This is a genomic window from Lysobacter sp. CCNWLW3 (assembly GCF_036697405.1).
Lineage (GTDB): Bacteria > Pseudomonadota > Gammaproteobacteria > Xanthomonadales > Xanthomonadaceae > Lysobacter.
Genome location: NZ_JBAHWA010000001.1, coordinates 397,464 through 410,025, shown reverse-complemented (window position 1 = coordinate 410,025; position 12,562 = coordinate 397,464). Strand labels below are relative to the sequence as shown.

At 66.3% G+C, this 12,562-nt stretch carries 8 protein-coding genes; all 8 read right to left on the bottom strand.

Translation table 11 applies throughout. The annotated features are described in order from the left end of the window. The 8 genes from V1318_RS01830 to tssF all read right to left on the bottom strand — a co-directional run bounded on the left by V1318_RS01830 (nucleotide 1) and on the right by tssF (nucleotide 12,530). Complete coding sequence (locus V1318_RS01830) at nucleotides 1-432, bottom strand: phage tail protein (RefSeq protein WP_332937222.1); 432 nt, start codon at nucleotides 430-432, stop codon at nucleotides 1-3. 25 nt (nucleotides 433-457) lie between these two features. Further along, a complete protein-coding gene (locus tag V1318_RS01825; RefSeq protein WP_332937220.1) occupies nucleotides 458-2,518 on the bottom strand; it encodes a phage tail sheath C-terminal domain-containing protein in 2,061 nt (686 codons plus the stop codon). 3 nt (nucleotides 2,519-2,521) lie between these two features. Beyond that, entirely contained in the window at nucleotides 2,522-4,003 is a 1,482-nt protein-coding gene (locus tag V1318_RS01820) for a phage tail sheath C-terminal domain-containing protein (protein ID WP_332937218.1), read from the bottom strand. A gap of 3 nt (nucleotides 4,004-4,006) precedes the next feature. Next, nucleotides 4,007-5,380: a hypothetical protein gene (locus V1318_RS01815; protein ID WP_332937216.1), complete on the bottom strand. Its 1,374-nt coding sequence runs from the start codon at nucleotides 5,378-5,380 to the stop codon at nucleotides 4,007-4,009. After that, nucleotides 5,377-5,979 carry a DUF4255 domain-containing protein gene (locus V1318_RS01810; protein ID WP_332937215.1) on the bottom strand — a complete coding sequence of 201 codons (603 nt, stop codon included), beginning with the start codon at nucleotides 5,977-5,979 and terminating at the stop codon, nucleotides 5,377-5,379. The genes V1318_RS01815 and V1318_RS01810 overlap by 4 nt, the downstream gene beginning before the upstream one ends. A 798-nt stretch (nucleotides 5,980-6,777) precedes the next feature. After that, the gene (gene tssH / locus V1318_RS01805) at nucleotides 6,778-9,591 is read right to left on the bottom strand and encodes a type VI secretion system ATPase TssH (RefSeq protein WP_332937214.1); all 2,814 of its coding nucleotides are present in this window, start codon (nucleotides 9,589-9,591) and stop codon (nucleotides 6,778-6,780) included. 45 nt (nucleotides 9,592-9,636) lie between these two features. Then, nucleotides 9,637-10,728 carry a type VI secretion system baseplate subunit TssG gene (gene tssG, locus V1318_RS01800; protein ID WP_332937213.1) on the bottom strand — a complete coding sequence of 364 codons (1,092 nt, stop codon included), beginning with the start codon at nucleotides 10,726-10,728 and terminating at the stop codon, nucleotides 9,637-9,639. Beyond that, complete coding sequence (gene tssF, locus V1318_RS01795) at nucleotides 10,692-12,530, bottom strand: type VI secretion system baseplate subunit TssF (RefSeq protein WP_332937212.1); 1,839 nt, start codon at nucleotides 12,528-12,530, stop codon at nucleotides 10,692-10,694. The genes tssG and tssF overlap by 37 nt, the downstream gene beginning before the upstream one ends. Nucleotides 12,531-12,562: the final 32 nt, after the last annotated feature.

Below are 12,562 nucleotides of genomic sequence, written 5' to 3'. Positions count from 1 at the left end.
TCAGCCGTTCTCCATGGTCAGGCCCTCATGGGCCAGCACCAGCGTCTCGATCGCGGTCTCGTTGCCCGAGGAATTCAGGTCGGTGGAGGTCACTTTCGTCGGCCAGGCGTTCTTCACCTTCCATATCACCACCGGCTCGTGATTCTCGTTGAGCAGGCTGATGGTGATATCGCGGCGCTGGATGGTGTTGAGGGCGACCGAATTCCACCACTCGTAGAACTCGTTGTCGCCGGCGAAGATGCCGCGCTTCAGCGTGAGATCGCCGAAAGTCTGCATGCCGGGCATGCGGATCTTGTGGTACTCCTTGCTAGCGCCGTCGCGGTACTCGATCTTGTCGGTGCTAACCTCGAGCCCGGTAACTTCGGTGAAGCCGATGCGGGTGCCGCCCCACTGCACCTCGAAGTGAAATTTCGGCAACGGATACTCAGCCATGTTCTCGTCTCCCTGGGGAAGTTTGTTATGAGGTCTGCATCTTGTGCGCGAAGCGCAGCACGATGAACTCGGCCGGGCGGACCACCGCCATGCCGATCTCGACGATCATTCGGCCCTCGAGGATGTCTTGGGCGGTCATGGTCTCGCCCAGGCCTATCTTCACGAAGAAGGCCTGCTGAGGAACCGCGCCGGCGAGAGCGCCCTGGCGCCACTGCACCGTGAGGAAGTTCTCCACCATGGCGCGCACGCGCACCCAGGTGCCGCGGTCGTTGGGCTCGAACACGAAGGCCTCGGTGGCCTTCTTGATCGACTCCTCGGCCATGTTGAAGAAGCGGCGGACGGGTACATAGCGCCATTCGTTGTCGTTGCCGGCCAGCGTGCGCGCGCCCCAGACCAGCGAGCCCTTGCCCGTGAACGTGCGTATGGCGTTGATGCTCTTGCCGGTGCTGGTGACGTTGAGGTCCTCCTGCCCCTGGTCGTTGATCTTCACCGCCACGCCGCTGATGTCGGCGACCGATACGTTGGCCGGCGCCTTCCACACGCCGCGCATACGGTCTACCGCAGCGTAGACACCGGCCACCGCGCCCGAGGGCGGCTGCAGCGTCATGACGCGGTCCACCTGTTCGAGGATGTTGGCGAACACCGGATGCTTCGCGAACAGCTGGCTCTGCGCCTCGTCGGCCAGGAACTCAACGCTGGTGAAGATCGCGAGCACCGCGGCAGCCGGCGGATCGAACAGCCGGCGCAGCGCCGAGGCCGCGTTCAACGCCGTGGCGCGCACGGAGCCGCCGGTGAACACGTCGGGGCTGGCGCCGATGACGGTCGCATTGGCGTTGGGTGCGATCCACGACGTGCCGTTGAGCGCGGCGTAGTCGGCCGCGACGTCGGCGACCAGGCGCGTGGTCGATATCGAGCTCATGACGCCTGCGTTCTTCTCATAGGCGATCAGCGCCGAGATGCCGGCCGCGAGCTCGGTGTCGTTGCTGAGGTCGGTCACCGCGAGATTGACGGAGGCCGGCAGCGACGGCGCCGCGGTCTGCAGCGCACGCAGTGCCAGCACCACCGCGCGCGCCAGGATCACCAGGTTGGCGAAGCGCTGGCGGATCGTCGCCACCGGGGTCGCCGCCTCGGTCTGCCACAACAGATCGAGGAAGGTCGCGTAGTGCTCAGCGAGCCGCCCGAAGTTCGCGCGTGTGAGCGTGAGCGCGTTCGGCCCTGTCATGGCGGATAGGTTCACCGTACCCACCACGGTGTTGACGGCGGTATCGGCGTCGCGCGCCGTCGTGACCAGGCCGTCGATCGCCGCGTCGCCGGTCAATGTGTTGACGGTGCCGACGGGGATGGGGGCCAACGCCGGGGTCACCAGGTTGAGCTGGCGGAAATCCACCTCCGGGCGATAGATGGTATGCACCCAGGGGTAGTAAGCCGCACCGTAGCGCAGCGACGAGGTGCCTACGTTCTGGCGGAAGTTGCCGATGGGGTCCAGCGCCAGCGACACCGGCCGGTCGCCCTGCACCAGGTCCATGATGACGAAGCGGTCCTGCAGCTTCTCGCACTGCGCCAGCGCCGCGACCTGCAAGGACCCCATCTCGGCGACGCTGAGCGAGACGCCGTCGGGGAACACCAGGAGCGTGGGATCGTCCACCGGTTCGACGCGCGACAACCCGCCGAGCAGGCCGGCGGGCGTGGTGGTATCGCCTAGCGCCGGAGCGTCGGCGTACGATCCCACGGAAACGACGTAGCAGGGCCCGCCGCCATTGGCGTAGTAGTGCCGCAGGGCGGTGGCCAGGTAGTAGCGCCGCTCGGCGTCGGCCGCATTGCGCGGCGATACCGCGCCGACGAGATTGCCCGCGGCGGTGTCGACCACGACGCGGTAGGCCGCGGGCGTGAACTCGCCGCCGTAGAGCTGCCGGTACTCGAGCAGCGAGCGGATGCGCGTGGGCACGAAGCGCAGGTTCTCGCCGGCTGCGTTCTCCGCGCGCTCGGTATAGCCGATGAACACGGGGACGGCGGTTTCCACCGCCACCACGGAAGGCGCCAGCGTGGAGATCTCCTCCACATAAACACCGGGTGTCTTGTACGCCATGGATCAGGACTCCTGCATCTTGTGCGAGAAAACCAGAACCACGAACTCGGCTGGCCTCACCACCGCCACGCCGACCTCGACGTTCATGCGACCTTCGAGAATGTCCTGCGCCGTCATGGTCGTGCCCAAGCCGACGTGCACGTAGAACGCGTCGTCTGGCTTGGCGCCGACCAGCGCGCCGTCGCGCCATTGGATGACCAGGAAGTTCTCGATCATCGCCTTGACTTTGGCCCAGGTCCCGGCGTCGTTGGGCTCGAATACGAAAGGCTCGGTGGCCTTGCGTGTCGACTCCTCGATCATGTTGAAGAAGCGCCGTACGGACACGTAGCGCCATTCGTTGTCGTTGCCGGCCAGCGTGCGCGCTCCCCAAACCAGGAAGCCCTTGCCACTGAACGCGCGCAAGGCGTTGATGGCCTTGCCGCTGGGCTCGACGTTCATGTTGTCGTTGAGGTCCTGGTCGATGCGAACGCTCAGGCCGCGTACCGAGGACAGGCTTTGGTTGGCCGGCGACTTCCATACGCCGCGCGTGCGGTCCACGGTGGCGTAGATGCCGACCACCGCTGCGCCAGGCGGCAAGGTGACGGTGAACTTCGCCAGTTCGTTGCGCACGTTGGCGTAGATCAGCGGGCTGGAGTTCGGCGAGCCGGCCTTGAGCGCGGCCAGCGTCATGCCATTGTGCGGACTGGGCAGGGTCACCGTGCCGTCGTCGTTGCGGCGCGCGACCTGCGTGACCGTGATGGTGGACTCGTCCCAGTTCCACGCCATGGTGGTCTGGATGTACGGGTGATACGCCGCGCCGTACTTCAGGTTGTTCGTGCCGATGCCGTTGCGGAAGGCGGCGATGCCGTCGCTGCCGGGCTGGTCGCCGTCCCAGAGGTCGCAGACCAGGAAGCGGTCGCCCAGCAGGGCGCATTGGTTCAACGCCTGTACCAGCACCGAGTGATACGCGGCGCGCGTAGCGGCGAGATTGGCGGCGACCACCACCGGATCCGCGGATGCCGCCGGGCGCATCCCGCTCAGGTCGGGGAAGACGATGAGTGTCGGCTCGCCCTCGCGCGCCAGCGCTTCCAGCCCCGCGATATGCGCGTCGACGATATCGCTGGTCACCGAGCTGGCGGCGTAAGTGCCAACGCTCACGATATAGCAGCGGCCGCCGCCATTGTCGTAGAAGTGGCGCAGCGCGTACGCCAGGCGGAACCGAGCGTTCGGCCCCTGCCCCGGATCGGCCACGGGCGTGGCCACGTTGCCCCCCTCGTCCAGCGCGACCGCGAACCCCCCGATCTCCGCCGCGAAGCCGAAGATCTCCTGGAACTCGAGCAGAGAATTAACCGCCACGGGGCGGTTGAGCAGGTTGGTTCCCTTGTACTGCGCGTTGCGCGTGTAGCCGAAGAACGCGGGGATCGCGGTTTCGACCGGCACCACGGACGGAGGAAACTTCGACTCCTCCACGATGTACACGCCCGGAGTTCTGAGATTCAGAGGCATGGGTTACGGTCCTACGGTTAGGTTCGGCAAATAGGTTTCGGAAAACCACTCGGCGTTCTGGCGTCGCAAGCGGTCGACCTCGGGAACGGGAAGCCGGATTTCCTCGGAAGTGGGCGTCGCCTGGACATCGGCCTGCAGGCGCGATCCCGTACCGAAGCGCGACAGCGGACGTGCGGCGGCGGTGACCAGAACTCGCGGGTCCGCGCCTTCATGCGCGACGTCCGCGCCGGCACCCACCGCCTGCGCCGCCGGAAAGATGTAACGCCAACGCGTCGCTCGATTCAGGAAGCGCAGCGCATAGCGCGGCGATCGCAGTGCACCCGCCCCGTCGAGCAGGGCGTAGTCCGCAGCGCCGCGATCGATCTCGATCACGCCGAACGCGCCCGTCGAGCGGGCGTCGGCCGCGATGAACAAGGGCGTGGTAAGGCCGGGAACCGGCGTCTGCGTGCCGTCCAGTACTTCGAGGCGATAGGTGCCGGAAGGCAGCGCACGCAGATCGACCCGCACTTGGAGCAAGTCGCCCTGCTCCGCCGTGAAGTGCTGTTCGGAAGCCGGCGTCGCCGCGCCGGACCTGGTCAGGCGCACGGTGGCCTGCGGCAAGGCCGCTGCGGCGATATCGATCGTCGCGAACGCGAACTCGCTGCGCATCGCATCCGTGGCGCTGGCGTACTGGTTGCCCAGCGTCGCGACCGGCTGCCACTGCGCGGCGTTCGTGAGATCGGTTCCCGGCGCGTCGACGAGCGCGCGGTATACGCGGTTCGCGGCAAGAACGATCGCCCCGGACTGATAGCTGGCGCTCATGCTGAAAGTGTCGACCGGAATGCGCCGCCAATCCGCGGCGACCGGCATAGCGCTCGGTCCGGTGTCGCGCAGCGCGAGGAACAGATCGAAGGTAGGCCCTGCGGCCTGGGAGCGCACGTCGCCCGCCACGTACCGGCGCGCCGCGTCGAACACCGGGATGGGCTGCGACAGATAGCTGACGCCGGCGACGCGATTCTCCGCGTCGTTGCCGAAGCGGTAGAAGCCCGATGGCGACCCGAGCTCCGTGTAGTTCGCGAACCTCGCGTCGCGCGCGCGCAACAGAAAGGCCAGCCTGAACGTGTCGGAGGGTGCGACGATCGGTCGCGGCGGCGTCGAGGCGTCGACCTGCGCGGCGACGAGGAATCCCGTGCAGGTGCTGCGCAGCAACAGCCTGTGGCCCGACAGCGTCGCGAGCGTGGCGGCATCGGGTTCTATATCCAGAACATCGGTGGCCGAGTACAGCGCCGTCAGCGCGGCCCGCTCCGCGTCCGTCTGCGCTTCGAGCACCACATCGCCCTGACTCGTGAAGTAGTCGTGCGCGATGTCGACCTCGAACAGTGTCCGGTAGCGGATCATGCGCTGGCATCCCGGCCGATGACGTCGATCTCGCGGATGCGGCCGCCGCCTGTGAGGACACGATCGTCCGAGATCGTCACCAGACGACCGCGATAGAGGACCGAGCTGCCCTGCTTGGCGCCGAGAAACCCCCAGAGGTGATTGACCTCCTCGAACGTCGGCGACATCAAATCCATCGTGAGCGAGAACTCGGCGATCGGCGGCTGCGGCAGCGCCCCCGGCGAGTTTGCCAACGTGAACTTCTGCTTGCCCTGGAAGAACGTGAGCACCTGCGACAGCCGGCGCAGCGCGGTGCCGTAGTTCCGGTAGTTCGCCGTGAACAGCAGGAACAGGTTCAGATGGATAGGACGGTTACGGTACGCCACGTCGGATGAGCCGACGCTCGCGAACGACCTGCCGTTCTTGAGAGCCCGTTCCTCCTCTAGGTTGACCAGCGTCAGTACGATGCGGTTCTCGAGCTCCGTCGCCACTTCCGACCGATCGAGCTGCGCGACGTTTCCCCAGACGGCTTGCAGGGGCGCGCCGGGGCCGGCGCCGTCCGCGTGCGCCACGTAGTCGTTGAGCTGCTTGAGCAGCAGTGTCATCGCCTCGACCATCATCTTCCATGATCCTTAACCGCGATTTCCATTCCCGGTGCCCTGCGCCGTTCGCGGCGCAACCCGGACATCCGAACAAGGTCGTTCCGTCATCTAGACGATGCGACGTCAGCGCGCTGCACACTCCTGAAGGGGCTGGACACGGCCCATCGGCCTGAACCGCGGGCCGTGGGCCGAGGCGCTGGCACGTAAGGCGGAAGAGGTGCCAGCACCTGACTCAACGCCGACCGCGCCGAGAAGCGGCCATGCGGAAAATGGACAGTTCTGTTATCGGGCCGAGGTGCGCGAGCCGCGGGGAACGGTCTCGATTGGCGTCGCGTTCGAGGGAGCGACCGTTAGCGCACCATTCGAGGCGACTCTCGTTGTCTAGGTGAGTTGTGGTGGTGCATCGCGGCAGATGCGCCATCTGCCGGGCTTTGCCGGCGTGCGCGACCAGCGGGGCGGCATCCGCGGCCCGGACGGGCGCGAGTTCCCGGCGCTCCCACGGCGACGCTGGAGTCCGATAGCGTGGTCGTCGCGCTCGCGCTGGCCGTTCGCGCCATCGTCCATGGCGCAAGAAAGAGAGCGCGAAGCGACCTACTTAGTCGCTCGCGCGCAAGTTGTTCGACGTCGGCCAAGCACCTGCGAGGACGTGGGCTCGCGACGCAGGAGTCGCTACTGCGCCTTATCTCCAACGGCTGCGCGCTGGCGCCAGCCGCCGCCGGCGCATCGGGCGCGACCGGCTACGCGAGAACTCGATGAGGCCTTGCTGGCCCGTCCCGCCTCCGGCCGTTCGTCTCAGGCCTTCTTGCCCGCGCGATCCTAGCTGATCGTGTACCGGAAACCGCCGGTCTCATCCGCGCCAACCGTTATCGTTTCGATCTTTCCGCCGTCGATCATGCGGGCCAGCACGTTCTCGGCGATCTCCGGCAACAAGGTGCCGTTGAGGATGTGGTCGACGTTGCGTGCGCCGGAATCGACTTCGGTGCAGCGCTGCAGCACGGCATCGACCAGGCTCTCGTCCCAGGCGAACGTGGCCTTGTGATTGCTGGCGACGCGGTCGCGGATACGCTGCAGCTTCAGTTCGATGATCTGCACCAGGACGTCGTCGCTGATGGGATAGTAAGGCACGACTTTCAGGCGGCCCAGGAAGGCCGGCTTGAACGATTTCATCAGGATCGGTCGCAGGGCGTCGGCGAGGGCCCCGGCCTCGGGGGTCTGTTCTTTCGGTTTGTTCAAGCAGGCCTGCATGATCTGCGGCGAGCCGACGTTCGAAGTCAGGATGATCAAGGTGTTGCGGAAGTCGATCTCCCGCCCTTCGGCATCGTCCATCATGCCCTTGTCGAAGACCTGGAAGAACATTTCCAGGACGTCCGGATGCGCCTTCTCCACTTCGTCCAGCAGCACCACGCTGTAGGGCTGGCGACGCACCGCTTCGGTCAGTACTCCGCCCTCGCCGTAGCCCACATAACCGGGAGGCGAGCCTTTCAGGCCGGAAACGCTGTGCGCTTCCTGGTACTCGCTCATGTTGATGGTGATCAGCTTGCGCTCGCCGCCGTAGAGAATGTCCGCCAAGGCCAGCGCGGTTTCGGTCTTGCCCACGCCCGATGGGCCGACGAACATGAAAACGCCGCGCGGCTTGTTCGGGTCTTCCAGCTTGGCCGTGGCGGTGCGTACGCGCTGGGCGACGGCCTCGAGGGCGTGGTCCTGACCGATGACCCGCTCGGCCAGCAGCGGAGCCAGGTTCTGCACGGTCGCCACCTCGTTCTTGACCATGCGCCCCAGCGGCACGCCGGTCCAGGCGCTGACGATGTCGGCGACGACATGGCCGTCCACCTGCAGGGGCACCATGGGCGTTTCGCCCTGCAAGGCGCGAAGCTCGTCGATAAGGACCTGCAACTGCGCATGCCTGGGATTCGAGCCGGAGGCCGTGGTCTTCTGCGCGGATTCCGCCTTTTTGCTCTTGCCGGTCTTCTTCTTCGTGGGCACCGCCACGACGACATCGCCGTCGCCCATGGACTCGTCCTCCTCCGACGCGGCGGCCGCCGAGCTTTCGACCGCCGCCGGGGCGCCGCCGCCGTCGGCGGCCGCTTCCAGTTCGTTGCGCAAGGCCTGAATACGGTCGGCCAGTTCGAGCTCTTGGATCAACCGGGCTTCGTTGCCGCTCAAGGCTGCCCGCGCCTGCGCTTGCTGTTCCAGCAATTCGGTCATGCGCTCGCCATGCTGCCAACCGCTGGCGGCCTCGCGCCTGAGGCTGGACAGTTCGGCTTCGATGCGGTCCAGGTGCTTGCGCGTCTCTTCGATGATCGCCGGGGTCGCGCTTTGGCCCAGCGCCACTTTCGCGCAGGCGGTGTCGAGCACGCTGATCGCCTTGTCCGGCAACTGGCGGCCGCTGATGTAGCGGTGCGACAGGCGCACGGCTTCGGTAATGGCTTCGTCGAGCACGCGTATGCCGAAATGCTTCTCCATCAGCGGGACCATTCCGCGCAGCATTGCTGCGCACAGGGTTTCGCTGGGCTCTTCCACTTTCACGACCTGGAAGCGGCGCGCCAGCGCGGCGTCCTTCTCGAAATACTTCTTGTACTCGCCCCAAGTCGTGGCGGCGATGGTGCGCAGTTCGCCGCGGGCCAGCGCCGGCTTGAGCAGGTTGGCCGCGTCGTTCTGGCCGGCCTGCCCGCCCGCGCCGATCATCGTATGCGCCTCGTCGATGAACAGGATGATGGGGTGCGGGCTCTTCTTCACTTCATCGATGACGTTCTTCAGCCGGTTCTCGAATTCGCCCTTGACGCTGGCGCCGGCCTGCAGCAGTCCCATGTCGAGCGTGTGCAGCTCCACTCCGCGCAGCACTTGCGGCACGTCGTCGGCGGCGATGCGCAGCGCCAGCCCTTCCACGACCGCGGTCTTGCCGACGCCGGCTTCGCCGGTGAGGATCGGGTTGTTCTGGCGCCGGCGCATCAGGATGTCGATCACCTGGCGGATCTCCGGGTCGCGTCCCACCACCGGATCCAGCTTGCCGTCGCGCGCACGCGCGGTCAGGTTGGTGGTGAACTGGTCCAGGGCCGGCGTCTTGCCCAGGCCGCCGCGCGCCACCTGGTCGGCTGTGGCGGCATCGGTGCTGGCGTCCCCCGCGCTGGCGTCCGCGAACGCCACGCCCTCCCCGGCTTCCTGCGAGCCTTTGGTCAGCGCGGCGAAGTCGTGCTTGAGCTCGTCCTTCTTGAGCTTCACGAACTGCGCCGATCCACGGTAGGCCAGCTGCGACAGGCCCGGTTCGGTCAGCAGGGCCAGCAGCAGATGGCCGCTACGGATGCGCGTGGTCTGCGAGTCGAGCGACGCCAGCAACCATGCATGCTCGAACAACGTAGGCAGGTGCGGCGAGAACACGGGCGTGCGCGTGTTGCCGTCCTTGAACCGGCCGACCTCCCGGTCCAGATCGCGTTGCAGCGAGTCCAGGCCGATATCGCTGCGCTTGGCGATCAATGCGAAATCGCTTTGGGGCTGCTCGAGCAGAGCGAGAAAAAGGTGTTCCAGATCCACCTCGTAGTGGCCGCGCTGTACGCAGATGTTCGCCGCGCGTTCGACGGCGAGGCGGCTGGTGTCGTTGAGCTTCCCGATCAGGGTCTTGAGATTGATGCTCATGCTAGGCGGTCCGTGCTTTGAATCCGGCGGATGGGAAACGGGGCGTCACTGCAAGGTGCGAATGTCGTAGCTGGTGTCCGAGCGCGGCGCCTGCGCGGCCCGGGAGCATACGTAGCTGTCCCAGCCCAGGCGGGCGCCCGCATCCGGGCTCATGCGCACGCCCGTGATGTGTTCGGCCTTCAGGGTCAGGCGGACCTCGTACTCGAAACAGGAGCCGGTGAGCAAGGTAAGCCACTTGGCCAGACCGAGTGCGGCCTGGCCGCCAGGCAGGAAATCGTCGAACTGCCCGCGATCCAGCGGGCCGATCCAGATCCGCATGCGCAGATCGCGTTGCCAGACCCGATCGCCGGCCAGGGCCGTGGAGCCCAGGGTGGCGTTGTTCGTTCCCAGCCGGCTGCGTTGCGCTTCGGGCACCGAATACCAGGCGCCGACGAACTGCTCGACGCGCAGCGGCACTTGGAAATAGTCGCGGAGTATGCGCTGCAGCGCGGCCGCGGAGACCGGATGCTGGCAGACCCCACCGGCGTAGTGGGCGATCGCCTGGTCGAACACGTCCCCGCCGCCGCCATCGGCCATGCGTTCGCGCAGCGCCTGCTGCCCCAGCCCGACCAGCGACAGCACCAGCGGCAGGAAACGCTCGTTGCGTTCCAGTTCGTACTGCAGCGGCGCCCGGTACTTCTTCCAGGCATCGTAGTGCAGAGCGACCGCGCGATTGGTGAACAGGTCCAGGAACGCGCGTGCGGCACGGTCCCGGTGGATCGTCTCGCGCTCGGCGAGCCGTTCGGTGTAATGCAGCGGCAGCGCTCCCTGGCCACCGAGCAGGCCGGTGAACGCGGGCGTGATGTGCACTTCGGCCAATTGCTCCATCGTCACCGCGTGCTCGATGGCCTCCGGGCAATCGAGCATGGCGCCGTCGTTGCCGTACGCCACCGCCCCTTCGATCTCGCTGGCGGGAAAGCCCAAGGCGAGCGTGTTCTTGAAGCGCAGCTTGCGCGCCACCACGTCGCCGCGCTTCATGCCCTGCCTGGCGAACAACGACTCCAGGATGCGCAAGGCCTGGAAGAACCCGAAGCGGTGCGGCGCCGCGAGCAGCTGTTGCGCTACACCAGGATCGATTCGCCGCTTCGTGGGGGGCATTGGACTATGACCTCGCCGCTGTGCGCGGACAGCAGGGTGAGTTGGGTGAAACTGTTCGCATGCACGTACAGGCCGAAGAACCGGTCCAGTACGGCCGCGAATGTGGATATTCCAGCGCCGACGAAACTGTGCTCGTCGATCGTGAGCTTGATCTGCAGGCCGCGCACCACGCTGGTGAAGTGCTTGCCCGGCAGCCAGGCCGTGCTGGGCTCGTGACGGATGCCGACGATGCCGTCGATCTGGCGGTTGGACACCGCGGAGCGCGCCATGTCGTACAGGCGAAGCATTTCCTTGAACGCCGGCAGCCCGCTCGCGGTCAGCGAAAGGTGATTGAGCGACAGATGCGAGATCAGGCGCCAGTGCGCGGCCCGGCCGCGTTCGAACCTAAGCGGCCGGCTCGGCTTGCGCAGCAATGTGATCGCGCGCGCCAGGCCGCCGCCGTCCTGCAGCAGCGGACTGCTTTGCGGGCCGTGGGAAAGATACGTCGGCAGGTCGCGATTGCTGCAGGTCAGCTTCAGGCTGACCACGTCGGTCTGCGGCAAGGCGGGGTTGAAGTCGAGATCGACGAAAGACATCTCGGTTTCGTAACCGGGGCTGCTCCTGGCGACGTTCTCGTCGCGATGCGCGAGCCAGTACTGACCGGTCTGGATCGGCGTTTCCCCGTGATGCAAGGAATAGAACGGCCGGAACTCGGTGATGTGCTCGCCCTGCGGCGTTTGCCTCACGCGCGCCACCGAATCGATCGAATGGACCTCGTAGGCGAAGGCCCGGCGCGAATCGGCGACGACCGGGTACGTGGCCGTGCGATGGGTCACGCGGATGGGCTCGCCCTGCTGCGGAAAAAGGTTGGTGACCGGCGTGCAACCGGTCAGCACGTTCTCGGGCCCAAGCACCTCCAGGGCCCGCGAAACCGGCGAGTCGGCGGCTTCGGCCTTGAGGATGAAATGCACGGTGAACAGGCTGCTGGCGCCGGCCTGGCGCAATGCGCGCAAATCCAGATCGAAAAAACCGAACTTTTCCGGATAGGCGAACGCTTCCGTAAGCAGGCGATAGGCCGGGTGCGAGCGATCAGGGTAGTCGATGAGCGATTCGTCGTCGGCGAAACCGACCTGCTGCAGAGGCGTGCCGGCCAGCTTGCGCCAGCGTCCGTCGTCGTTGTGTTCCAGGTAGGCCGTGCGCACGTTCAGCGCCAGCGCGTCGCGCAAGGTGGCGACGAAGGAAGGCTCCCCGTCGGTGAACAAGCGCAACCGGTCGACGCTCGCCGTCGCCTGCGCGGCTTGGTCGCCCAGCAACTCGAAGGTCAGGGAGATCTGTCCTCCACTGCCCGGAGGCAGCGTGGTCGCCATCGGGGCATCGGCGATCGCGTTGAACTTCGCGGCTTTTACCCGGATCGGCGCCAGCACCACCTCGTAGCTGGTGCGGAATTTGCAGCTGACCCCGCGCACCGGCTGGGAATTCAGCAAGGTCCCGCGCGGAACTCTGCTGACCTGGCTGAGCTTGCCCAGTTGGCTGTCGAGGTCGAAACGCACGATCGAGCAGGATGGAAACGGCCGCAGATAATGCGGATACAGGACTTCCAGCAAGGCATCGGTGAACTCGGGATAGTCGTCCTCGATCTTCTTCGATACCCGTGCCGTCAGCAGCGCGAAAGATTCGACCAGGCGTTCGACGTGCGGATCCTGACTGCCATCGCCCGACATCAGCAGCCGGCCGGCGATCTTGGGATAGCGCTCGGCGAACTCCTTGCCGTGGCGACGAAGGAAGGCAAGCTCGCGCTCGTAGTACGGAAGCAGGTCTTCCATCAGCCCATCTCTTGGAGCGGGGTTCGGCGAAA